This window comes from Parabacteroides sp. D25, assembly GCF_000307475.1.
Classification (GTDB): Bacteria; Bacteroidota; Bacteroidia; order Bacteroidales; family Tannerellaceae; genus Parabacteroides; species Parabacteroides distasonis.
On the sequence record NZ_JH976504.1, the window covers coordinates 242830 to 267656 of the forward strand.

16 protein-coding genes and 3 tRNA genes are annotated in these 24827 nt (G+C 45.0%); 7 read left to right on the forward strand and 12 right to left on the reverse strand.

The window, feature by feature from the left end; all coding sequences use genetic code 11:
- Positions 1-37: 37 nt before the first annotated feature.
- From HMPREF0999_RS13770 to HMPREF0999_RS13790, 5 genes are all read left to right on the forward strand, one after another.
- A tRNA-Gly gene (locus HMPREF0999_RS13770) sits at positions 38-110 on the forward strand.
- Positions 111-132: 22 nt separating this feature from the next.
- Positions 133-217: transfer RNA gene (locus HMPREF0999_RS13775), tRNA-Leu, on the forward strand.
- A 15-nt stretch (positions 218-232) separates the two neighbouring features.
- Positions 233-305, forward strand: a tRNA-Gly gene (locus HMPREF0999_RS13780).
- Between the two features lie 92 nt (positions 306-397).
- Positions 398-1180 carry a HipA family kinase gene (locus tag HMPREF0999_RS13785; protein ID WP_009276170.1) on the forward strand — a complete coding sequence of 261 codons (783 nt, stop codon included), beginning with the start codon at positions 398-400 and terminating at the stop codon, positions 1178-1180.
- The gene (locus tag HMPREF0999_RS13790) at positions 1158-1541 is read left to right on the forward strand and encodes a DUF3037 domain-containing protein (protein WP_005867882.1); all 384 of its coding nucleotides are present in this window, start codon (positions 1158-1160) and stop codon (positions 1539-1541) included. Before HMPREF0999_RS13785 ends, HMPREF0999_RS13790 begins: the two co-directional genes overlap by 23 nt.
- A gap of 93 nt (positions 1542-1634) precedes the next feature.
- On the opposite strand, the gene gltA is transcribed toward HMPREF0999_RS13790, so the two are convergent.
- The 3 genes from gltA to HMPREF0999_RS13805 form a co-directional block, all read right to left on the reverse strand.
- Entirely contained in the window at positions 1635-3104 is a 1470-nt protein-coding gene (gene gltA / locus HMPREF0999_RS13795) for an NADPH-dependent glutamate synthase (protein WP_009276171.1), read from the reverse strand.
- Positions 3105-3124: 20 nt separating this feature from the next.
- Positions 3125-3922, reverse strand: coding sequence for a sulfide/dihydroorotate dehydrogenase-like FAD/NAD-binding protein (locus HMPREF0999_RS13800; protein ID WP_005867880.1), 798 nt, complete (start codon positions 3920-3922; stop codon positions 3125-3127).
- Between the two features lie 91 nt (positions 3923-4013).
- Complete coding sequence (locus tag HMPREF0999_RS13805; protein ID WP_005859009.1) at positions 4014-4400, reverse strand: co-chaperone GroES family protein; 387 nt, start codon at positions 4398-4400, stop codon at positions 4014-4016.
- Positions 4401-4796: 396 nt separating this feature from the next.
- On the opposite strand from HMPREF0999_RS13805, the gene HMPREF0999_RS13810 reads away from it, so the two are divergent.
- Positions 4797-8123 carry a SusC/RagA family TonB-linked outer membrane protein gene (locus HMPREF0999_RS13810; protein WP_009276172.1) on the forward strand — a complete coding sequence of 1109 codons (3327 nt, stop codon included), beginning with the start codon at positions 4797-4799 and terminating at the stop codon, positions 8121-8123.
- A 26-nt stretch (positions 8124-8149) separates the two neighbouring features.
- Entirely contained in the window at positions 8150-9898 is a 1749-nt protein-coding gene (locus HMPREF0999_RS13815) for a RagB/SusD family nutrient uptake outer membrane protein (protein WP_009276173.1), read from the forward strand.
- Between the two features lie 78 nt (positions 9899-9976).
- On the opposite strand, the gene HMPREF0999_RS13820 is transcribed toward HMPREF0999_RS13815, so the two are convergent.
- The 9 genes from HMPREF0999_RS13820 to HMPREF0999_RS13860 form a co-directional block, all read right to left on the reverse strand.
- Positions 9977-10570: a DUF4251 domain-containing protein gene (locus HMPREF0999_RS13820; RefSeq protein WP_005859017.1), complete on the reverse strand. Its 594-nt coding sequence runs from the start codon at positions 10568-10570 to the stop codon at positions 9977-9979.
- 84 nt (positions 10571-10654) lie between these two features.
- Complete coding sequence (locus HMPREF0999_RS13825; RefSeq protein ID WP_008779310.1) at positions 10655-12001, reverse strand: MATE family efflux transporter; 1347 nt, start codon at positions 11999-12001, stop codon at positions 10655-10657.
- A gap of 7 nt (positions 12002-12008) precedes the next feature.
- The gene (locus HMPREF0999_RS13830) at positions 12009-13019 is read right to left on the reverse strand and encodes an ABC transporter ATP-binding protein (RefSeq protein ID WP_009276174.1); all 1011 of its coding nucleotides are present in this window, start codon (positions 13017-13019) and stop codon (positions 12009-12011) included.
- Positions 13020-13024: 5 nt separating this feature from the next.
- Entirely contained in the window at positions 13025-14059 is a 1035-nt protein-coding gene (locus tag HMPREF0999_RS13835; protein WP_009276175.1) for an iron ABC transporter permease, read from the reverse strand.
- Between the two features lie 110 nt (positions 14060-14169).
- A complete protein-coding gene (locus HMPREF0999_RS13840; RefSeq protein WP_009276176.1) occupies positions 14170-15762 on the reverse strand; it encodes a RagB/SusD family nutrient uptake outer membrane protein in 1593 nt (530 codons plus the stop codon).
- A gap of 19 nt (positions 15763-15781) precedes the next feature.
- Complete coding sequence (locus HMPREF0999_RS13845; RefSeq protein WP_005859097.1) at positions 15782-18760, reverse strand: SusC/RagA family TonB-linked outer membrane protein; 2979 nt, start codon at positions 18758-18760, stop codon at positions 15782-15784.
- A gap of 666 nt (positions 18761-19426) precedes the next feature.
- On the reverse strand, positions 19427-21427 hold the full coding sequence (locus HMPREF0999_RS13850; protein ID WP_005859099.1) for a fructose-1,6-bisphosphatase: 2001 nt from the start codon (positions 21425-21427) through the stop codon (positions 19427-19429).
- A 38-nt stretch (positions 21428-21465) separates the two neighbouring features.
- Positions 21466-22977 carry a TolB family protein gene (locus HMPREF0999_RS13855; RefSeq protein WP_009276177.1) on the reverse strand — a complete coding sequence of 504 codons (1512 nt, stop codon included), beginning with the start codon at positions 22975-22977 and terminating at the stop codon, positions 21466-21468.
- Positions 22978-22979: 2 nt separating this feature from the next.
- Positions 22980-24734, reverse strand: coding sequence for a DUF6057 family protein (locus HMPREF0999_RS13860; RefSeq protein ID WP_009276178.1), 1755 nt, complete (start codon positions 24732-24734; stop codon positions 22980-22982).
- Between the last annotated feature and the right edge of the window lie 93 nt (positions 24735-24827).

Sequence of the window (24827 nt, forward strand, 5' to 3'; positions counted from 1 at the left end):
GTACTACCTTTGCACTCGCAAAAGAGAAACAAACAATGCGGAAGTAGCTCAGTTGGTAGAGCATAACCTTGCCAAGGTTAGGGTCGCGGGTTCGAGTCCCGTCTTCCGCTCAACTCTTAGAGAAGAGTGGATGCTCGAATGGTGGAATCGGTAGACACGAAGGACTTAAAATCCTTTGGCCATTGCGGCTGTGCGGGTTCAAGTCCCGCTTCGAGTACGATCTAATTTAATTGCGGAAGTAGCTCAGTTGGTAGAGCATAACCTTGCCAAGGTTAGGGTCGCGGGTTCGAGTCCCGTCTTCCGCTCGCTTCCAAAAGGCCTCGCTGTTCGAAAGAATAGCGGGGCTTTTTATTTCTAAAATATAATCGTATCTTTATCTTCAATTAAAGTGAGGGTTATGGAATTACGTACTGCGAATGTTACCCGATATATCATGCCTCTGCGGGAAGGCGGATCATTGCCTGCTTTAGCGGAGGCGGACGATGAGTTTAAATATGTCGTTAAGTTCCGGGGAGCCGGACATGGGGCAAAAGCCTTGATAGCCGAGTTGATCGGAGGTGAGATCGCTCGTTGCTTGGGTTTCCATGTACCGGAATTGGTCTTCCTGAATCTTGACGAGGCTTTCGGGCGGTCGGAAGGTGACGAGGAGATACAAGACTTACTACAAGCAAGTCAAGGGCTCAATCTGGGATTACATTTTTTATCGGGAGCCTTGACTTTCGATCCGGTAGTCAATCGTGTAGATCCCAAACTCGCCTCACAAGTCGTATGGCTCGATGCTCTTTTGACAAATATAGACCGCACGGTCCGGAATACGAATATGTTGATATGGAATAAAGAACTTTGGCTCATCGATCATGGAGCTTCCTTATTTTTCCATTTCTCATGGGTAAATTGGCAAAAACATGCGATCGGCCCTTTCATCCATATCAAGGATCATGTATTATTGCCACAAGCGACGCTGCTGGAGGAAGTAAACAAGGATTTCAAACGTATCTTAACGGAAGAGAAAATTCGTGAGATCGTAGGTCTAGTACCCGACGATTGGTTGCATTGGAACGATAGTCCCGGTACGCCTCAAGAGATACGTGATGTATATATCCGGTTCTTAATTGACCGAATCGCCCATTCTGACACGTTTATAAATGAAGCTCGACATGCAAGACAAACACTTATATGAATATGCCGTAATCCGTATCGTACCGAAAATCGAACGGGAGGAGTTTATCAATGTAGGCCTTATCATGTTCTGTAAACGGCCTAAATTCATCAAGGCTCGCTATCATGTAAACGAGGAGAAACTTCGTCTGTTCACATCAGATATAGATAAGGAATCTTTGTGTACGAATCTCCACGTTTTCGATAAGATATGTTCCGGCGCAAAGGATGGAGGTCCTATAGCCAGCCTAGATATTCCGGAGCGCTTTCGTTGGCTTACCGCCATAAGAAGTGCCTCTATCCAAACCTCGCGTCCACATCCCGGTTTTTCCAACGATCTAGAACAGACATTTGAGAGATTATTTCAAGAATTAGTCTTATAGATAATAAACATAAATCTCCGTATCACGATAAAAGAAAAAAGACGGATCGTCCAAACAACCCGTCTTTCCTTATAGAACTAATAGATATTATACTTATCCTCTTAAGTCCGCATCCATAGCGGCGGCAGCCTTACGACCGTCTCCCATCGCCAGAATCACGGTAGCTCCACCACGAACGATGTCACCACCGGCATACACATCGCCTAAAGCGGAGCGCATACTGTCTTCCTCCACTACGATCGTACCCTTCTTGCTCACCTCCAAGCCTCCAAAGGCACGGGGTATTAATGGATTCGGAGATACACCGACGCTAACGATCACCTCATCCACATCGATTGTTTCGATAGCTCCCTCGATAGGTACCGGACGACGGCGACCAGAGGCATCCGCCTCACCTAGCTCCATCTTCTGCAAGCGCATCTGCTTAACACGACCTCTTTCATCTCCTATATATTCAATCGGATTATGAAGCGTCAAGAACTCCACACCTTCTTCCTTCGCATGTTTCACCTCTTCCAGACGGGCAGGCATCTCCTCCTCGCTACGACGGTAGACAATCATAGCACGCTCAGCGCCCAGACGGCGAGCGGTACGGACAGAGTCCATAGCGGTATTGCCACCTCCGATCACGGCCACCTTCTTCCCTTGTAGCACCGGCGTATCACTTTCCGGATTCGCCGCATCCATCAAGTTTACACGGGTCAAATACTCGTTGGACGACATCACGCCCACAAAGTTCTCACCCGGAATGTTCATAAAATTAGGCAGACCGGCGCCACTTGCCACGAACACGCCCTTAAAGCCATCCGCATGCAAATCATCATAACTAATCGTCTTACCCACGATACAATCTTTCTCAAACCGTACGCCCATCTTACGAAGGCCATCAATCTCCACGTCCACGATCTTATTCGGTAGGCGGAACTCCGGGATACCATATTTCAATACACCACCGATCTCATGCAATGCCTCGAACACAGTCACATCATATCCACGCTTCGCCATATCTCCGGCAAAAGACAATCCGGCAGGACCGGAACCTACCACGGCAATCTTGATACCGTTCTTCTCCGCAATCTCCGGAACCGAGATATTACCGCTCTCACGTTCGTAATCAGCGGCGAAACGTTCCAAGTAGCCAATGGCAACCGCTTCCTTACCCATTTTCAAATGGATACACTTGCTCTCACATTGTTTCTCCTGCGGACAGACACGACCGCAAACAGCGGGCAGGGCACTTGTCTCTTTCAAGGTCTTAGCGGCCTCCAAGAATTCCCCACGCTCGATATTCTTGATAAAAGTAGGTATATTGATATTTACCGGACATCCCTGCATACAAGTAGGATTCGGACAATCCAGACAGCGCTCGGCCTCTTGCATAGCCTGTTCTTTTGTCAAGCCTAAGTTAACTTCCTCCAAACGGGTACGACTCCGGTATTCCGGGTCCAACTCGTTCATCTTCACACGGGGGATATCCGCACGTTCTTTATTTTTCTTGCTTTTGCGAAGCGCCTCCCGCCAAGGTTCGGCACGACGAGCAGCGATTAATTCTTCTGTTGTCATGATTCAATTACGTGGTTTCGTTATTTCTTCTCTATATCCTTATAAGCGCCGAGGCGCATGATCATCTCATCAAAATCCACTTGATGAGCATCGAACTCCGGTCCGTCCACACAAACGAACTTGGTCTTCCCGCCTACCGTAATACGGCAAGCACCACACATACCCGTTCCGTCCACCATGATCGTATTCAAGGAAGCTACGGTAGGAATCTCGTATTTCTTTGTAAGAGCGGAAACGAATTTCATCATAATAGCCGGACCGATCGTAACGCATAAATCCACCCTCTCCCGGTTGATCACGCTCTCCACGCCATTCGTCACCAAGCCTTTCATACCATATGATCCGTCATCGGTCATGATAATTACCTCATCCGAGTTTTGGCGCATCTGCTCCTCAAGGATCACCAAGTCCTTGGTACGGGCCGCCAATACGACGATCACACGATTTCCTGCCTTATGGAAAGCCTCCACGATCGGCAACAACGGAGCGACACCTACGCCACCACCGGCACAAACAACCGTTCCAACCTTCTCGATATGGGTAGCCTGCCCTAACGGACCCACCACATCCGTGATATAGTCACCCTCGTTCAATTCACAGATTTTACGGGATGAGCCGCCTACCGCTTGGATCACCAAGGTGATGGTACCTTTCTCGGTATCCGCCCCGGCAATGGTAAGAGGTATACGTTCGCCTTTTTCGCCAACCTTCACGATCACGAAGTGACCGGCCTTGCGGGAGCGGGCGATCAAAGGAGCCTCGACTTCCAGCTTCACCACGTTGGCTGAGAAATGTTCTTTACTTACAATCTTATTCATTATAATCGCTACTGTTGATAGTTTGTCTTGTTTTGCTGGCAAAAATAAGATAAAAAAGTGAATATAGCCCTATTTTCCTTAACAAAAGGCTTTATTCAAACAAACCTTCATCACGCACTAACATCAAAATAGCGGAATGAGGAACAATCAAGAACTTCTCGTCATTAAAATTGATCTCGTAAGCGGCATTCTGCAAATAGACAGCCAAATCACCTTCACGGGCTTGAAGCGGCAAGTATTGCACCTCCTCCCCTTTCTTTTTCTCCCAGACCTCATGCTCCTCAGATTGAGAAGGCAACGGATATCCGGGCCCCGTCTTTATGATATAACCCGCTTGTATCTTCTCCCCTTGTTGAACCGAGGGAGGCAGATACAATCCGGTCTTAGTCTGGCTCTGTGGATTCTTAGGCTTAATCAATACTTTATCGCCTATCATCAGAAATTTATCGATGTCTTTTTGATCTATGGATAGTTGCATGATTATAAGATGTTAAATTTTTATTTCGCGAACTTACGGAAAGTTTACCGAACAAAAAACCCTGTTCGTTGAATAAATCCGCTCGTTCACAGATTATATTTTCCTAAGTTTTTCCCTTGATTTACATTTACACCGTTAGAACTTGTGAAAGCCATAACAATCCGGTTCATCATACAGACCGGCAGAATAGGTAAACATTAAGGAAAAGGGCACTTTCGGGTGCCCTTTCTCATTTATCCCCATCAGAAAACAATCGGATTCTATCAAAAGTTGTTCACCGATAAAAAACACGATTTCACAGAATAAATCCGCCCATTCACTGACTTTTATTGCTCAGACTCTAAACAAACTTTAATATTGAACCTAGTTTACTATACTTTATTAACCTATTTTATTATGAAACACAGACATGCGATCTTTAGAAGCAGGCTGGGACTAGCTTTATGCTTTATGTTGGCAGGCGGTGCTATCATACCGCAAAGTTCCGTATTAAAAGCGGAAACCTCCGTTACGCAACAATCCCGGAAAATAACGGGTACGATCACCGACGCTAAAGGAGAGCCCCTATTAGGTGTTAACGTAGTCGTAAAGGGTACCACGAACGGAACGATCACCGATCTGGATGGTAAATACGTATTAGAAGTAGAGCCGGATGCCATTCTGGTCATCTCTTACATCGGGTACGTAACTCAACAAACACCTGCAAGCGGGAACGTCATGAACATTACCTTAAAGGAAGACACCCAAAATCTAGACGAGGTAGTCGTTGTCGGTTACGGTACCCAACAGAAAAAGGACATCACAGGTTCCGTAGCGGTTATCGATACTGAAGAGCTATTGGCGTCTTCCGGTTCTTCCGCCACACAACAGTTGCAAGGTAAAGCGGCGGGCGTAAACATCGGTACCTCTGGTGCTCCCGGTTCAGCCACGATGGTACGCATCCGAGGTATTAATTCCATCAATGACAACGGACCTTTGTATGTTATCGATGGTGTATCCACTCGTGACCAAGACCTAAGCTCTATCAATCCCAATGACATCGAGAGTATGCAAGTATTGAAAGACGCCTCCTCCGCAGCGATCTACGGAGCGCAAGCAGCGAATGGCGTCATTTTGATCACGACCAAGAAAGGGACAAAAACGGGACAGCCGAGATTAACCTATGACGGATATTACGGTTTCTCTAAAACAGGTAAACGCTATGACGTCTTAAACGCTTATGACCGTATTGATGTCGAATGGCAAGCCTCGAAAAACAATCTGGACTTAACAGGAGCCAGCGCCAATGGAGAATTACCTTACCACCAGCAATTCGGAAGCACTTCCGACTCTTGGGTTAATCATCTACCCAATTACATGACCGTAACCGGCGCCGGTGGTAGCACCTCCATCGATCCTAGCGATTACGATCAAGCGAACAACGTAGTCTATGCGCCCGTAGGCGATACGAACTGGTGGGATGAAATCAGCCAACTCGGTTGGATGCAAAATCACCAGTTGTCCTTGTCTGGAGGTACCGATAAAGGGCAATACACCATGAGCATGAACTATTTCGACCAGCAAGGTACCGCTATCGAATCTTATTTCACACGCTATCAAGCACGTGCTAATTCATCGTATAACGTCCGCCCATGGTTGCGATTCGGAGAGAACCTAACTTATAGTTTTAGCAAAAACAACGGACTTAGCTTCTCAGGTACAGAGTCCAACATCTACTCATGGACTTATCGGGCCTCTCCTTATGTACCGGTTTATGACTATGCGGGCAATTATGCAGGCTCCTTATTCGCCGGGACCGGCAATTTCCAGAATCCTGTAGCTATTCGTGAAAGAAATAAGGATAATTATGCCACTACCCAACGTGTATTTGGCAACGTGTATGGAGAAGCAGACCTATGGACCGGGCTGACTTTTAAAACAAACTTCGGTATCGATTATCGTAATGATTATTCTTACTCGATGACCAAGAACAACCCGGAGTTCTCCGAGTCCGGTGGCCAAAATAATTTCTACGAAAGTAATTACTTCAATTATCGTTGGGTTTGGACCAATACGCTATCTTTCAGCCGGACATTCAATGAGATCCATTCCTTGAACATCTTATTGGGAACAGAGGCTATTCGGGATGGTTTAGGCAGATCCCTCAACGCACGTAGATATAACTATTTATTCGAAGACAATACCAATACATACACCTTGGATATGGGCGAGAACAATAGCCAACGTACCAACTCTTCCACTTACAATGGAGAATTCGCGCTATTTGGTATGTTTGCCCGTGCAGACTATGGATATAAGGATAAGTATCTATTAACTGGTATTATCCGCCGGGACGGTGTTTCCCGTTTCTCGGAAAGTAATCGTTACGGAGTCTTTCCTTCTATCTCCGCCGGTTGGCGTATGTCAGAGGAGGCATTTATGGAACCAAGCCGAGATTGGCTGGACGACTTAAAGATACGAGCCGGTTACGGCGTCACGGGTAACTCAGAGATTCCTGTCGCGACTAATTTCGCTAATTTGTTCACGACCAGCACCTCCTATACGAATTACGACATGACCGGAGCGAACAATAGCGAGACAACCGGATTCCGCCTCAGTACCTACGGTAACACTGATACGAAATGGGAAATGACCAAGATGGTCAACTTGGGTCTGGACGCGACCTTCCTGAATGGTAAATTCAGCGGTTCATTCGAATGGTATACGAAGAAGACATCCAATATGTTGATACAAGCGGCCTACACCTCGATGGCCGGAGAATCCGGAAGCCCTTATATCAACTTCGGAGATATAAAGAACACTGGTTTCGACTTCATGTTTAATTACCGTGACCGAAAAGGAGACTGGGCATGGGATCTATCCTTGAATTTATCCCATTATAAAAATGAGGTCTTGAAACTCGCGGAAGCTGACGATTATTCTCTATGGGCTAGCGGTACGCGTATCGAAGGATACGTAACCCGTACGACAAAAGGACATGCCGTGTCTGAATTCTGGGGGTTGAAGCAAAATGGTTTTTATGAGTCCGTAGCCGATGTTATGGCAACCAAGCCATTTGGACAAAGTGATATCACAGAGGCAGACGCTGCCGCTTATGTCGGCCGCTTCCGTTTCGAGGACTTGAACGGAGACGGCAAATTGGATGATAGCGACCGGACCTTTATCGGCTCTCCTCATCCGGACTTAACCGGAGGCCTCAACGCCACGTTAACATGGAAAAACTGGGACTTTACTATGTTCTGGAACTTCTCTATCGGCAATGACTTATATAATAACACAAAATATTTTACCGATTTCTGGACTTTCAACGGTAATAAATCCTCACGCCTCAGAGATCAATCATGGACATTGAATGGCGATAACAGTAATGCTATCCTTCCTATGCTGAATACGGAAGATAACTATTCCGGAGCTTATTCTAGCTCTTATTACGTAGAAGACGCCTCCTTCTTACGCCTGAAAAATCTCGTATTGGGATATTCCTTGCCTAAGGAATTACTCAAGAAGGCTGGTATCCAGAATCTTCGCCTGTATTTACAAGCCGAGAATATCCTTACGATCACCGGATATACAGGCTTGGACCCAGAGTTTACCAACGCCTATTTACGGCAAAGCGATTCTGACACCGACGGAGCCGGACGTGTAGACTTAAAAAGAGGAGTCGATATGGGAGGCTGGCCTACAACTATGCGATTCTTATTGGGCGTGAATTTTACTTTCTAAATCCATTTACTATAAAAACGACTATTATGAGACATAAAATATTAATAGTAAGCGCAGTTGCTTTATTTACCTTGAGTTCTTGCGGTGAGGATTTTCTATATAAAGCTCCTCAAGGCAGTATTGACCAAGAAGCATTAACAAATGCTGAAGGGGTTGAGTTATTGGTGGTCAACGCTTATGCCGGTTTGACCCGGCCGACCGGATATGACAATATGTTCAACTGGGTATTCGGCGGTGTATACGGAGGTGACGCCAATAAAGGCTCCGAATCCAATGACCAATCCGTATTGAACTCCGTAGAGACGTATGCTGTCACCGCCACAAACGATTATTTACTGAATAAGTGGAAAGACGCGTATTATGGAGCACAACGTTGCAACTTAGCGCTCAATGTGATGAAAGAAGCGGCAGATATGGACGAGACGACCAAGGCCAACCGGACTGCGGAGCTGAAATTCTTACGTGCCCTATTCATGTTCGAAGGGGTAAAGATTTTCGGACCGACCGGCATGCCCTATATCGATGAGACGATCGCCGCTGAAGAAAACGATCCGAAAGTTCATAACGGTACGGATATCTATCCTAATATTTTAGCAGACGTAGAAGCGGCCATTGAAGGATTGCCCGAAAAACAGACCGAAGTGGCACGTCCTACGAAAACAGCGGCAAAAGCGTTAAAGGCTAAAATACTGATGCAGCAAGGTGATATGGCAGCCGCCAAACCCATCTTGGCCGATATTATCGCAAACGGATTAAGTCCTAAAGGAGAGAGATTGGCCTTACAAGATGATCTGGACGCAAATTTTAACGCAACTACCGAAAATGGGAAAGAGTCTATCTTTGAGGTACAATTCTCTGTCGGAGCCAATAATAACGGGAATTACGGATTTTTACTGAATTATCCTCATAACACAGGCCCCGGTGGATGTTGCGGATTTTATCAACCCTCTTACGAATTGGTAAACTCATTCCAAGTAGACGAAAATGGGCTTCCTTATCTTGAGGGAGAGTACAGAAATAAAAAATCCGTGACAGAACGTGTTACCGATTATGATTACATCTCTAAGAATGATAAGACGATCGCCGTAGACCCTCGTCTAGATTTCGCCGTAGGACGTATGGAGATTCCTTATAAAGATTGGGGATTGCCCGCTAATGATTGGGTACGAAATGTAAGCAGCGGTGGGGTATTCCTACCCAAAAAGCATGTCTATAGCAAAGCGGAACAGGATGCCGGATTAGCTGGCTCCACCTATTCATCCGGCTGGGCTCCCGGTTCTGCCATGAATTTACAATATCTATGCCTACGTGATTGTAAATTGTTATATGCGGAATGCCTAGCGAACGACGGAGAATTAAGTGCCGCCATGCAGCAAGTAAACGATATCCGTGAACGTGCAGCCAAACCGGACAATATCATTTATTTGGAAGACGGAACGCCTGCCGCCAATTATTTGGTGAAACCTTATCCATCCAGTCACGCCGCATTCAGCAACAAGGAAACTTGTATCAAGGCGATTCATATGGAACGTAAGCTGGAACTTGCGATGGAAGGACAACGATTTTTCGATCTGGTTCGTTGGGGAGGTGATTATATGAACAAGGAATTGACGGCATATATAAATTATGAGAAGCAATACCTAACTAAATTCTATGGTGTATCCGCTCCAACCGCTTCTAAGACGATGTTCCCGATTCCCGAGACAGAGATCCAGACCGCAGGAAACGATGAGAACGGCCAAGCTTATCTGGTACAAAATGATGCTTGGAAATAGTCCAATCTCATCCTTCTTATAAACAGAAAGGCGGGCTTCCCGAAAGAAAGTCCGCCTTCACGATTCTTTGTATCTACATTAAATAGAACGTCCCTTGAACACATTCGACTCGCTCGAAGGATAGAGATTTCCCGTAAAGGATATACGGTTGCTATTAAAGTTAGGTGATACCGTGGCAGTACATTTATTCGTACCTTTCGCCATACGGAACGTAACCCTAGCGGATACCGCTACACCCTGCACATTCATCTCGTACATAACGTTTCCTTTTTTGTCAGTCTTCATCTGTACACCGGAAGTTGTTCCATCAACCGTTATACCTCCTATTCCGTTAGGACCGGCCGCCGGAGTATTAAACGCTAACTGAATGGTAGCCTTCTCACCCTTCACCGAAACGAAGTTCGTGTTCGGAGTAACATAAACAAAACTACCGCGCTTAAACTCTATACGATCCGCTTCCAATACGAAATCCTTATTCTTCAAAGCTTGCACCGCTTGTTCAAACAATGCGTTAGCCTCGGCTTCCTCCGCAGCTTTCTTCGCTGCCTTCTCTGCTTTCTTTGCTTCTTTCTCAGCCTGCTTCGCAGCTTTCTCCGCTGACTTGTCCTGCTGTGCCATCATCGACCCTGCACCAAATAATAAAACGGCGAGCAATAATACAATCTTCTTCATATTAACTCATTTTTAAAGGTTTGTCTATAAAAGTACTTTTATACATACAATAAAAATACAATTAACATCGACATAAGTTCATCTTTAACCCTTATTTTTCACGTTTTTAACATGATACCATAAAAAGCCCCATGCGGTTACCGCCGCAATGAAATCGGAGAAAGGTTGCGCTAGCCAAACGCCATCCAATCCCCAGATCGGAGGAAATAGCAGGATAGCCGGTATCAGGAATAAAACCTGCCGACTTAGACTCAGAAACATCGCTTTCCATGCGACACCGATACTTTGAAAAAACTGGCTGATCGTAATCTGGGAACCGACAACGAAAAAGACCAGCATCGTCAGACGTAATCCATTGTCCGTAATCGACACCAATTCGGCATCCGTCGAGAATACGCTAACGATCAGTCTAGGGAATAATAAACTGACGATACATCCTACCCCTGTAATCAAGGTCGATACTATAATAGACAACCGCAAGGTAGCCAATACCCGGTCATGATGCCCAGCGCCATGATTAAACCCGACAATCGGTTGCATCCCTTGGGCGATACCGATAATCAACATAACCAGCAGCATGGCGATACTGGAAATAATACCGCTGGCACCAATCGCCAAATCGCCTCCATTCTCTTTCAACGCATGGTTCATGATCACCACAACCACACTGCCCGCCAGCTGCATGGAAAATGGAGACATGCCGATCGTAAATATATTCCAAATAATGGGACCTTTCAACCGGAAATATTTCGTATGGAAACGTACAATACTATCCTTGCTGATAAAATGACTCATCACGAAAGCGGCACCGGCGGCCATGGAGATCACCGTAGCGATAGCGGCACCCTGTATCCCCATATCCAGCCAGAAGATAAAGATCGGGTCTAGGATCACGTTCAATACGGCACCGATCATCATCGTGAACATCGCCTTTTTCGGATATCCAGAAGCACGCATCACGGCATTAAAGCTAAAGCTTAATGTAGCCAGCAAATTACCCGGGATAGCGATATATAAATAGTCTTTCGCATAAGGTATCGTCTGCTCACTTCCTCCGAACCACATTAACAAATCATCCAAGAAAATCATACTGGGGATAATCGTCAAGGCTCCGATAATGAATGTCAAAGTGAAAGCGTTTCCTAATACGTTATCTGCCAGATCATTCGCCTTACGGCCTAGATGAATGGAGACCCTTGTAGCGGCTCCCGCACCGATCAACATTCCAAATGCCTGCATAAAGAGTAGTATCGGGAAAGTCAAAGTCAATCCGGAGATAGCTAGCGCACCCACTCCTTGTCCGATAAATATACGATCTACGATATTATAAAGAGCATTAACCATGGTCCCGATAACGGCGGGAATCGCATAATGTACCAACAAACGGCCTATATTCTCATTTTCCAGCCGCCATGTAATCTCATTTGACATATATAACTTATGATTTATGAATTATGATTGAGATCATCTCCGCCACACTTCCTACGATTCTCGTGCCCTCTTCCGCAGGGAACTGAATACGCAGGCTATCCGGAGCATTACAATAAACACTTATATAATCCTCGCTAACCGACGAGGGCTTAAAGCCATTCCGGATCAAGGCATTCCCAACCCAATAAGAAGTCATAAAATCCCCCGCAACCCCAATAAGCTTTGTTGGAGCTACCGTATTCAATTTCCCGGTATTCGGATCAAACACGATTCCTTCCTTACTGAAGAACGTCTCAAACGCTCCTCCCATAATCAGGTCTTCCGGCGTTCCGCAAGCCATCGGACGTTTTTTCTCTTGCAGCCACAGGCAATCCCCCAGCTGGATCGCCAAATCAAGATCATGCGTCGATAGCAGAATCGCTTTTTGTTGCTCTACCGCTAAAGTATGTAACAAGACCATAGTCTCTATCCGACTTGTCACATCTAAAAAGGCCGTCGGCTCATCCAACAATATGATGGGGCATTGCTGTGCCAGCGCTTTGGCGATCATGGCTTTCTGACGCTCGCCATCACTAAGTTCCGACACATAATTATAAGCCTTATGAGCGATACCGGCGGCAGCAAGCGATTCCTCGATAATCCTGCGATCTTCCTGCCTTAATTGTCCGAAAAAGCCGGTATAGGGATGTCTTCCTAAAGAGACCAACTCGTAAACCGTTATTCCACCGGCATTTGTCTTCTCTGTCAAGACAACTCCCACCAACCGTGAGAAATTACCTTGTGAATAAGAATTCAGCGGCTTCCCCATTAGCTCGATTTCTCCTCCCAGAGGAGGTTGAAAACCACATAATGTCCTCAATAAGGTAGACTTTCCCGCTCCATTTAATCCGAGAAGACAGGTCACTTCACCCGGATATAGATTCAGATCCAACGCATCATGCACGCGCTTTTTCTGTCCGCCTTTCAATATATACCCAATACTTAAATCACTTGTCTTTATCACAGGGATCCGTTCCATAGCCACTAATTAAAATATTGAATATTTTTCCGGTTCACGATTACGTAAATAATAACAGGCGCCCCAAGCATAGGGGTAACGGCATTCAATGGCAGGATCGTATTACTGCCCGGTACCACCATCAGCATATTACATAGAAGAGCAACGCAGGAACCTGTCAGCATTGTAACTGGCACCAACATCTTATGATTGGAAGAGCCTAACATCAACCGGGCGATATGTGGAACTGCTAATCCGACAAAGGAAATGGGGCCGCAAAAAGCAGTAGTTGTAGCCGTTAATATTCCCGTACACAAAAGAATCACGATCCGTGTTCGTTTGATCTGGATACCTAAATTAGCAGCATACATTTCTCCCAATAATAAGGCATTCAAAGGCTTGATCAGCAAGATTGCTAATAACAGCCCGATTAACGCACAAGTTCCAAAGAATGGTAATTGTTCCAAGGATACACCGGAAAAATTACCAAGCCCCCACATCACGAACGCATGTACCCGGTCTGTAGATGAATAATAATTCAAGATAGAAATAACCGAAGAAGCTAGATAGCCAATCATGATTCCGATAATCAGAAGCATGACATTATTCTTCACTTTTGCCGAAAAATAGATAATCAGTCCCAGTATCACGCAAGCCCCCACAAAGGCCGCGAGGATTACCGCCATATATCCGCTGATCGGCCAATCCGTGAACTGCCCCAACGTACCACCGAAATAGAGCATGATAGCGGCTACTCCAAGATTAGCGCCATCACTAATGCCCAATATGGAAGGTCCCGCCAACGGATTCCGGAACAATGTCTGTAATAGCAACCCGCTGGTAGCCAAGGAAGCCCCCGCCAATAATGCGGTTATAGCCTGAGGCAAACGAGATTGCAACACAATATTCTGCCATGCGATCTTATCAGATCCCTTCCCCAGCAAAATATCCATCACGTGATCCAAAGGAATCGGTACGGCCCCATACGCCAGCCCCCCAACAAAAAGCCCCAAAAGAACCACCCCTAATAACGGATAAAAAAGTAGCGCTTGTTTGTTCATGGCGCAAAGGTATACAAAAAAGCGGAGTTATACAGTGAATGGTAAATCAATAAAAAGGCCATCCCTTACAGTAAGAGATGGCCTAAATTATTCTTAGTTATCCGATTCTTTTATTTTGAGAATGCCGCATAACCCGGATTCTGTTTTAAGTTCGGATTCACCTGCCAAGCATCCTGCGATACAGGTAACAACTTCAAGTAGTCATCAGCTTTACGCTCACAATTAGATTGCGGCCACATTCCTGTAGTGAAACATCCGAAACGGATATCATCCTGACGGGAATAAACCTCCCACGCTAATTCCAAACGACGTTCCAATTGTACTTCCTTCAAAGTTACAGTCGCATAATTATGGTCGCTATTGCCATATCCTCTCTCACGAATCGTATTCACCAAAGCGGTAGCTTCACTAACACTTCCCCCTCCGCGTAACAAAGCTTCAGCTTTCATTAAATAGATATCCGCCAAACGGAAAATATGGAAATCATTTCCCATAGAACTTGTCAAATCCGAAGCGAACTCCCACTTGAAGCAACGAGCTCCATCATGCTGTTCCACGGCACTCCAATTGGTTCCATCATATTCCATGCCCGGAATCATGTTCACATCGATCGTATGATTCAATTCGTTGTTATGATCGGTCATAATCGGCTTGCCTGTTGATTTGTCTATCATCAAGCCAGTCAAGAACGTACCGTCCAAGCGAGCGTCTTCCTCATCGAACAAACGTACATACTCCGGTTGAGCGCAAATACCATTCCAAGTACCACTAGCGGTAATACCCAAAAACAGATAATCTTTATAATGCAACGTATTATTGTGCAACTCATTCTTCACGTTTCCATCATTACCCGTATCACTGCTAGAGAACGTAGCGGCCAAGATAGCCTCCTTTGAATTCTCATTTGTCACGGAGAAGTTGTCTTTCCAATTAGGCTCTAAGATATATCCCATAGCCATCACCTTATCACAGTTATCGATAACTTTCTGATAAGCGTTACCGGAGAACGTAACCCCCCAAGCCTCAGCGTTCAGATACAGTTTTGCCAACAATGAATAAGCGGCACCCTGCGTAAATGAACCATAATTCTCAGTTGTAGCCGGAGGACAGATATCCTTGATTTCCTCTACTTCCTGAATCAACCAATCAAATACTTCCTGACGGGAAGAATTCCCCGGGAATACTTTATCCGTAGGGTGGAACTCCGTCAGCAAAGGAATATTTCCCCAATAATCCATCATCACATAGATCCAGAAAGCACGGACACCACGCAAGTCTGCCACGTCTTGAGCCTTCTCCTCTTCGGTAAGGATCTCTGAGTTCTGCAATTTACGGATAGCCTCGTTACAAGTACCAATCGCTTCTGTGGCCGCTTTCCATGCGCTTTTAACTCTTGAGGTCTGAGAGGTCCATGTATGCATATAGATTTCCCGGTATTGACCACCATCATACCAGTCACCACCTCGACGAGTCGGAGTCACAGCCATAGAACCGGAGCATTCGGACAAATGCATATACTCTGTCCAAAACTTCTTCATCGTATTATGTGAGTTACCGATCAAAGCATTCAACTCGGCCGTTGACTGGCCAAAATCATCAGCGGGCAACTTGTCATATACTGTTTCATCCAAGTCCATACAGGAAGAAAGTCCTCCTAATAAAAACAATCCAGTTATAAATGATAATATAGTTTTCCGTTTCATAATAAGCTTATCTTTTTAATTAGAATGTTAAGTTAACACCAAATGTAAATGAACGTGCCTTCGGCATGTAGTTACGAGGTTCAATACCCGGAGACAAACCTGCGTTGTCATCGCTAGCCTCACCACGGAAATTCTCAACTTCTGGATCCAATCCTTTATAACCTGTAATCACGAATAGATTCTGACCGGCTACATATAAGCGAGCCTTATCCAACCAATCGATTTTCTTCGTATTGAATGTATAACCAATCGATAAGTTATCCAATCGCAAGAATGAAGCGTTTTCTACATAATAAGAACATACACGAGAGTTTTCACTTAATGTCAACAGATTATCGTTATCCATTACATTCGTTCCATCGATATATGTATTATTACCGTAAGCTGCCAATGGGTTGTTCAATACCTTATTGCCAATTGTTCCACGGAAGAAGAAACTTGCGTCCCAGTTTTTCCAGTTGAATGTGTTATTCCAACCATATGTCAAATCAGGTTGAGCGTCACCAACATACGTACGGTCATCATCCGTGATCTGTCCGTCACCATTTATATCCTCAATGATAAATTTACCATTCTCATCAAGGCCATTACATTTCAGCATGAAGAACTGTCCGACCGGGCGACCTTCCTCAACTACGTGTGAAGTCACACCTGAAGCACCGCGAATCCAAGGATCACCCACGTAAACACGTCCCGTAGAGAACAATTCATTAGACAGTTTTGTGATCTCATTCTTGTTATGAGCAAGATTGAGAGAGGTTGTCCACGTAAAGTCCTTATTACGGATCACGTCTAAGTTCAATAAGATCTCAACACCTGTATTCTTCATATCACCTACATTCGCTTGAATCTGATTGTATACGTAAGTAGGAGTAGAAACCTCATAGTTGTAAAGCATATCTTTCGTACGCTTGTCGTACCATTCGATCGTACCGCTCAAACGACTATTGAACAAGGTGAAGTCCAAACCGATATTTAACATAGCAGTCTGCTCCCATTTCAAGTTCGGGTTCGCGTTCTGTGAAGGACGGAAAGCTGTCGGCCAAGATCCGTTGTTATAATAAGTACCAGAAGCTGAATACAAATCCAATGACTTATAAGGTCTCAAACCATCTTGGTTACCGGTAATTCCGTAACCTGCACGTAATTTCAAATCATTGATCCACTTCGTATCTTTCATGAAAGACTCTTGGCTGATACCCCAAGCAGCGGAAACTGAAGGGAAAGTACCCCACTTATGGTTAGCACCGAATTTGGAAGAACCATCTCGGCGAACCGTAGCCGTAATCATATACCGCTCTTTAAAGCTATAATGCGCACGAGCGAACAAAGAGATCAGTTTATATTCATTCCGGCTGGAAGTAACATTACCGATCTTCAGCAAGTTTCCGGATTGGATATTATCAGCGCCCATCGATCCTACGGCGAAATTCGTAGCCTCCGATTTCTGGTCGGCGTACAAGTTATTTTCCCAAGAATAACCAACGATAGCATCGACCTTATGCTCCTCTGCCGAGCCAAAAGCTTTCGTATAATTAGCGGTCCACTCTAACAAGTTACGATCCCATAGTCTATTACGACGGATTGCCTTACCCGTATCACCCTGTCCACGAGAGTTCCGAGGATCTTGCCATTCGCTATAGTCAGATGAGAAACGGCTCTTATACAGGTTCACCTTGGTTGTCAGTCCATCCAAAATAGAGAACTGTACATCACCTTGTCCATAGAAGTAGTTATTAGCTGCTTTCTTATAGTTCTGATCTTGGTTCTGAACCGGGTTACCTTGATCATAATTGTGGTTGGCATCCGTGAAATAAGAGCCGTCCGCATTATAAACCGGATAAACCGGAAGCATATTGTAAGCCAAGATATAGTCATCAGAAAACGGCATCTGCATATCCGTCAGCGTTGCGGCACCCGTTAATCCAATACGTAAACGGTCGTTGATAGCACGTTGCTGGAACTGGAAACGGAAGCTATGACGAGTCATGTAGTTATCGCGAGCCACACCGTTACGATCCAAGAAAGTATAAGAAGCACGATAATTACTCTTAGAAGAACCACCCGACAAAGAAAGAGCGTGTTGTTGAGAAACACCTACACGAGTCATCTCATCGAACCAATCCGTGTCCGAGTTGTACTTATCATAAGTAGAGATATCTTTACCCAACGCCTTATTAGCGGCACGCCACTCAGAAGCGTTCAACATGTCGGGCTTGTTCGCAATGGTAGAGGCGGTAAGATAACCATCATAATTGATCTGGGTTCTGGAACCGGAACCTCTCTTCGTTGTGATCAAGATTACACCACCAGCGGCACGAGAACCGTAAATAGCGGCAGAAGAAGCATCTTTCAATACAGAGATTGACTCAATATCCGAAGGTGATACAGTAGACATATCACCACCCGGAACACCATCGATCACGATCATCGGGCCTTGGTCGTTCTGCAAGGTAGAAGTACCACGTAATTGAATCTGGGAACTACGAGTTACATCACCGGAACCAGACGTAATAGTCAGACCCGCTACCTTACCTTGCAGCAAGTCGGACGCGTCACGATTCACTCCTTTATTAAAATTTTCCTCGGAAATGTTCGCTACGGAACCGGTAATCTCCCTACGAGTCTGCGTACCATAACCGATAGCTACAACCTCTCCCAGATTCACGACAGAGGCACCAAGCTTAACATCTACGGCAGAGCGCCCTTTCACAGCTTCCTCTACCGAGTTGTAACCGATAAAAGACACTTGGAGAATTGCTTTTTTCAGGTCATTCACACTAAGGGTGTAGTTACCGTCAATATCAGTGATGGTACCGTTGGTAGTACCTTTTTCCACGATATTCGCCCCGATAATAGGCTCACCTAGTTCGTCCAGAACTTTTCCTTTAACAGCGCCTGACTGGGCAAAAGCGGCTGTCATGCAAAAAGACATTAACACGGAAAGTATGGCTACATTCCAGTGTTTGAAAGAATCAAAGATTTTCTTTCGTTGCATAATTACTTAATTTTTAGGTTAACGATCATTTAATTCACAAATACAATTGAGAATTTCCATGGCAAATGTAACTTAATTTTTTAAAATAAACTATGATTATGTAAAAAAAGTAAGGAAAATCAAACAGGAGGTCTTTCGGTAGATCAAAATAAATGTCAACGGATAAACCTAAAGAGTGACGTTTTCATTTCGATAAGCCACTTATAGTGACACATCCTTTTCCCCGACAGGCTCATCTACAAACATAAATAAGGAGAAAATCGTTTCTTTAGTGGTTTTAAGGTAGAAAAAGAGTACTTTTCCCTCGATTACAACCCTGTTGTAAGATACTTACAGTAGTATTATAAGGTACTTACGGTAGTGTTGTAGCATACTTCCGACTGTGATTCGCATCACTTCCGAATGAAAAACCAATCACTTCCGAATAAAAAAGCCTCCTTTTACTTGTTAAGCAAGAAATAGAGGCTCTCTTTTTCGCTGGAAGAAAAGGGAGGGAAACGATATACATCTACAAGACAAGGTGTTGCCATTATTTTCATTCAATTTCGGAAGCCTTACGCCCATAAGCCCGGAAAAATCGATTCTTCGGGACTTTAAAATACAAAATGTCAATTTGTCAATCTCCCTTTATCCTTGTCTATAGTTCTGGACGGACTACGCTAAAATCTATCTCTCCATCCTCTCCTTCTCCTTTATCAACCCATTCCGATAGGCGTAAAGAAGTTTCTCCAAGTCCTTGATCTGGCTTTGAAGATCCGCACCCTTATCCGTATCTTTCACCATCTGGCGATGGGAGCTTAATTCTACCACGATCGTGGTGGATTTGATATCCAAGCCTTCCTCGATCGCTTTCGCCCGGGATTCGAAGGGTTCGTGTTGCACAAGCTGGAAACCACGGGAGTGATATACTAATGTATAGCCCGCGATACCGGTTTCCAAATGATACGGACGGGAGAAACCGCCATCGATTACCAACATCTTGCCATTCGCCTTAATGGGATTCTCACCTTGATTGGAACGGACAGGGACATGTCCGTTGATGATATGCCGATGCATACCGGTCACCCCAAACTCATCCAATATCTTATCACAAATTTCCTCTTGCTCTCGTAACGTATAATAAGCGCCTTTTTCCTCCTTATGAGTCTCGGCCTCTTCGATAAAGGCACGCTCGAAAGTAGCCATCTTGCTTTTATCGAATAACGGGGAGTCCTTGCCGCCCCAAAGATACCAGATATAATCATGCGCATATTCCACTTCTTCCTGTTCCCCGGTCTTGAAATAAGCCGTACGGATCAGTTGGTCTACACGGTCCAACAAAGCACGGCCCTTATAATCCTGCCCCAAGATACGTACTGACTTAAATGTACCATCCGGATTCATCGGGATAGAGGCATGAAACAGTAAATTGGAATTACAAACCTGATACATTCCCCCATGCCGGAAGAAACAACGCATATGCTTTTTCATCTTCTCGCTGCTCTCAAAAGAATGCAATATCTTTCGGATCAAATCCTCTTCCTCAATAGAAAGACGATACGGATCTTTCGGGTCTAAAGTAGGCCAGTTAGTATCTTTAAGCGTATAATCCTTTCCATCGATATGAACCACTCCCCGCTTCAGATCGATATGGTGCAACAACATCCGGTCATCCATCTCAAACTCCGGACGACGGCGGATGATCTCACCCTCCAGCTTGAACTGGATGATGGTGATCGCCTTGTGCATCTGGGCGATCAAACGGGTGGTCTTCTCATCCATTGCATTATCGGCGAACTTTGTTTTCGGCATGAATAACGCGCAAGGATCATCCCCATACGCCTCCATCGCGAAAGTGGCCAACGGCAAAAGATTGATACCATATCCATCTTCTAAGGTAGCCATATTACCAAAGCGTAAACACATACGAATCACGTTGGCGATACTTACCAAATTACCGGAAGCGGCTCCCATCCACAAGATATCATGATTACCCCATTGAACATCGAAATTATGGTAATCGCAAAGGATATCCATGATCAGATGAGCGCCCGGACCCCGATCGTAAATATCGCCGATGATATGTAACAGGTCGATTGTCAACCGTTGGATCAAGTTACACATAGCGATAATGAAATCGTCCGCACGTCCCGTGGAGATGATCGTACAAATAATCTGATCCACATAAGCGGATTTATTCGGCTCTACGGAAGACTCGTGCAATAACTCCTGAATAATATAGGAGAACTCCTTGGGTAAAGCCTTACGTACTTTCGAACGGGTGTATTTGGATGACACGTTCCGGCAAACACGTACCAATTGATTCAAGGTAACTTGATACCAATCTTCCAGATCTTGCTCTTGGCTCTTGATCAGTTCCAGCTTATCCTCCGGATAATAAATCAAGGAACAAAGCTCCTTCTTCTCGGATTCCCGGAGCGTATTACTGAAAATCTCGTTCACCTTGCGCTTTACGGCACCGGAAGCGTTTCTCAGCACATGGCTAAAGGCTTGATCCTCGCCATGCAAATCACTCAAGAAGTGCTCCGTACCCTTCGGTAGGTTCAAGATCGCCTCCAGATTAATGATCTCCGTGCTGGCATCCGCGATCGTCGGGAAACTCCGTGCCAACAATTGCAAATACCGTAAATCGTTTTGTACAGATTCGGCTATAATATCTTTTGTCATCTTATCTCTTATTTATACGCGAATATAAATAGATCCGGTCATTTAAACCGAACCTGCTCCGGTTTATTTTTCTCGGCTACTTGCTGGATCTCATAGGGGCAGACCTCTACGGCACCTTTCGTCAATTCCGGAATATTGTAGGAATACAACTGATAGTCATACTTATCCGGATCTTCTTGAGGCAATAAGAACGGTTTCGAAGGCTTACCGTCTTTCCCTATATGACAAATATAAGGTAAAGTATATAAACCGTTATCCCGGCGGCTACTAAATACGACCCAATCACTATTACTACTCCAAGAATGATAGCTATCTGTATCCGGGCTATTCAACGCAGACATATCCATCGCTGTCCGATTCTCCAAATCCATCATCCGGATCTCCGCATCCGGGTGCCAAATAGGGAACTGCCCATAAGCGGTTTCCGTGTACATCAGGAAACGTCCATCGGGAGAGATACGGGGAAATGTATAGCTCAAGCTATCCGCATGTACCAACGTATCGATCGGGAAGCTGATCTCGCCACGATCCGGATCAAACGCAACACGACAGAGATTATAACGTACCTTATCATAATTCTCCGGCATCTTCTGGGCCGGGGCCGTACAGAAATAAAGCCATTTACCATCCGGAGAGAACGCAGGGAAAGTCTCGAATGCATCTTTTGTGATCAATGAGGCTTTCGAAAGGATTTCTTTGTTTTTCACGTCATACACCACCACATCGGACTCCAAGTCGAACACTTCCATCTTTTTCTCTTTCACGGAATGGAAAAACTGTTTGATATCATTTACCGATGTGGTGATATAGCGCCCGGAAGGATGCCAGAAAGGATACGTCATATTACTGATCGTCCCATTCGTTTTCGTATTCAATTTACTGATTTTCTTGTCTTGGACAATATAAGTTCCCCCATTCGCCGCACGCATATGGAACATCATCTGCCCCGGGTCTCCCATACAAAAAGAATGGCAGTTCATACAATTATAGCCAGTCATATCGTTACGGATAATCGGCTGTTCGTCAAACGACTCCAAATTCCGCTGATAAATACCCACAATATGCCATTTCTCGTATCCCGGCTCTATCAAACGGTATACTAAATGAGAGTCGATCGCTTGATCACTGATATAGACAGAGAATGGTGCCCATTTAGTCCATTCGTCTCCCTCTTTCGTCGTGATCGTTACAAAAAAGGCTTTACCTTTATTCGCACGGGTAAGCCGTTCCCAATCCTTGGACTTAAAACAGATCGTATTCGTTCCGTAATACTCAAACACCCCCTGCTCGCTACCCTCGATCTTCGCATAGCATTTTTCAGCGGGCACGTCAATACGGAAATTCAATGGGGCTATATTATAAGGTATAGTAACCCCTTGGTAATCCGGGAACATCGGCGGGGGAGACATGCGTTCGTTCTCGGCAACAACAAAGCCACCCGGATGTACCGCCCAAAAACCCAAGTATAGTACAATAACCAGAACTTGCAATAGTAAATATCCGATCACAAAGTTTCGGACGATCTTTCGTTTCCTCGTATTATCCATCATAATTATTGTCGTTTAGGAGTCGGGGTAAATTGAGCGTAATAATAATAGGTATCGCCAAACTGCGCTTTCAAGGCGGCAGGAGGCATGCCTCGAGCCACTTTCATAAATTGCAGAAAGCGGTTTTGTACCTCCGAACTGATCGGATAGCTTTTGAACGCCTCCGGGTCTTTCTGCACGGCAGCGAAAAACAGGCATATAGCCTCCTGATAGAGAACGGGAAATGACTCGCCTCGCTCTTTCATCAATTCCATATAATGCATAAATGTCATCAAGTCTTTATAAACCAACAAGTATCCCATTCCATACTCAAAAGCCGGACGATTATCGGCATGATCGTCGATCAAGAAAGCCAGCGCATTGGGAAATGTCAAGGTCAAGTCTAAGGGATTATCCGTTACCGGAAGTACCGCCCGCTTCGCCTTTATCCAATCGGTAGAGGCACAAACCACGGAGTCGAGCAACGGGCGCTGCGCTTTTGCCCAATCCCTGTAGTGGGGAGTCGATTCAAGAATCTTAATATATTTCTCGGCGGCACGGTATTCGCCGGTTACCAGATAAGTCTCCACCAAACGCTTCATCAAACGAGGCTGCATGCAACGTTGCGAGCTTAATACACCCACAAAGGCGAAACGTTGCGCTGCGTTTACCTGCCCTACTTGCCAAGCAACCTCGCTCGCCTCGATCAATCCCATCCGGCTTTTCGGATCGTGCGGGATAAAGCCCTCCACCCCGATCTGAGGGAAACGCATCAAATCGCCAGAAAATCGTCCCGTATGTGATAAAGCCAGATTCAAATAAATCAGGGCATCCATATCCCGGACCGAATGCGCACGAGCATGTGAGACTATCTCTTGCCATTCTCCCTGCCGTGCATAGTAATCGTACCGATAGGCCTGCTCCATCGGGTCTTTCTTATAGAGAATCCCATAAGTCATCGCTATCAGAAGGAAAGCGTAAGAAACGATTCGCTTCCAAGATTCCTTACGGATAAAAACCCGGTTCCTTACATAATAAAGAATTAAAACGATCAAAGGATATGAAAGCCCGATATATCCTAAAGAATTAGGTATCGGATATTCGGGATGGCATAGATGTTTGCTGAAGAACGCTTCCCGCATCGGAAGAATATAAGCCGTACGCATGGCGATCAACGGTAGCAAACCTCCCCAAGCGATAGCGATAATGGCTACTCCAAAACGAGCCTTATCCTCTTTAGCACAACACTCATAAACCGCGATCAATAAGGCCAATAATAAATTAGCGGGTGCCGCAAAAAAATAAGAGCCCCCCAAAAACAAGAAGCCAAAGAGATAACGAAGCCAATCAATCTTGATTGAAGTATACAAATACGCAAGAACCTGCACGAAAGCGAGCATCGTCAACAAGGCGATTGACTCCAGCGGATAGATCCAAATTAAAAAAGAGGGAAGAATAGCCGCCAACATAGAGGCACGCACCCCACAAGCTTTTAAGTAAAGGAAAAAACAGCCGGAGATCAGTCCTAATAATAAAGCGATCACTACCGAAGCTCCATAAGGATGGATAAACGCGAGCGATAAGAACTCAGTCACATATTCATTCAATCCACCCGGTTCGGCCAATCGGTCTTGGAAATAACTACCGGTAGTCTGAAACATCATATACTGCTCCAGAAAACGATACCAATACCGAAAATTCAACTCTATGAATAGGATACTTCCTATAATAAAAAGGAATAGTATAATAGTATTATTGTTAACAAATAGTCTATTCTTCATTCTCCAACTGTTTTTCGGATCGTAAAGATAGAAAGTATATAGAAGATGGCAAAAGAAAAGGTTTAATTATTATATTGAACACGGAACACACGG

Coding starts and splice junctions, on each gene's coding strand:
- HMPREF0999_RS13810 (WP_009276172.1), top strand. CDS start 4,797: ATGAAACACAGACATGCGATCTTTAGAAGCAGGCTGGGACTAGCTTTA.
- HMPREF0999_RS13790 (WP_005867882.1), top strand. CDS start 1,158: ATGCAAGACAAACACTTATATGAATATGCCGTAATCCGTATCGTACCG.
- HMPREF0999_RS13855 (WP_009276177.1), bottom strand. CDS start 22,977: ATGATGGATAATACGAGGAAACGAAAGATCGTCCGAAACTTTGTGATC.
- HMPREF0999_RS13785 (WP_009276170.1), top strand. CDS start 398: ATGGAATTACGTACTGCGAATGTTACCCGATATATCATGCCTCTGCGG.
- HMPREF0999_RS13825 (WP_008779310.1), bottom strand. CDS start 12,001: ATGTCAAATGAGATTACATGGCGGCTGGAAAATGAGAATATAGGCCGT.
- HMPREF0999_RS13840 (WP_009276176.1), bottom strand. CDS start 15,762: ATGAAACGGAAAACTATATTATCATTTATAACTGGATTGTTTTTATTA.
- HMPREF0999_RS13860 (WP_009276178.1), bottom strand. CDS start 24,734: ATGAAGAATAGACTATTTGTTAACAATAATACTATTATACTATTCCTT.
- HMPREF0999_RS13845 (WP_005859097.1), bottom strand. CDS start 18,760: ATGCAACGAAAGAAAATCTTTGATTCTTTCAAACACTGGAATGTAGCC.
- gltA (WP_009276171.1), bottom strand. CDS start 3,104: ATGACAACAGAAGAATTAATCGCTGCTCGTCGTGCCGAACCTTGGCGG.
- HMPREF0999_RS13835 (WP_009276175.1), bottom strand. CDS start 14,059: ATGAACAAACAAGCGCTACTTTTTTATCCGTTATTAGGGGTGGTTCTT.
- HMPREF0999_RS13805 (WP_005859009.1), bottom strand. CDS start 4,400: ATGCAACTATCCATAGATCAAAAAGACATCGATAAATTTCTGATGATA.
- HMPREF0999_RS13815 (WP_009276173.1), top strand. CDS start 8,150: ATGAGACATAAAATATTAATAGTAAGCGCAGTTGCTTTATTTACCTTG.
- HMPREF0999_RS13800 (WP_005867880.1), bottom strand. CDS start 3,922: ATGAATAAGATTGTAAGTAAAGAACATTTCTCAGCCAACGTGGTGAAG.
- HMPREF0999_RS13850 (WP_005859099.1), bottom strand. CDS start 21,427: ATGACAAAAGATATTATAGCCGAATCTGTACAAAACGATTTACGGTAT.
- HMPREF0999_RS13830 (WP_009276174.1), bottom strand. CDS start 13,019: ATGGAACGGATCCCTGTGATAAAGACAAGTGATTTAAGTATTGGGTAT.
- HMPREF0999_RS13820 (WP_005859017.1), bottom strand. CDS start 10,570: ATGAAGAAGATTGTATTATTGCTCGCCGTTTTATTATTTGGTGCAGGG.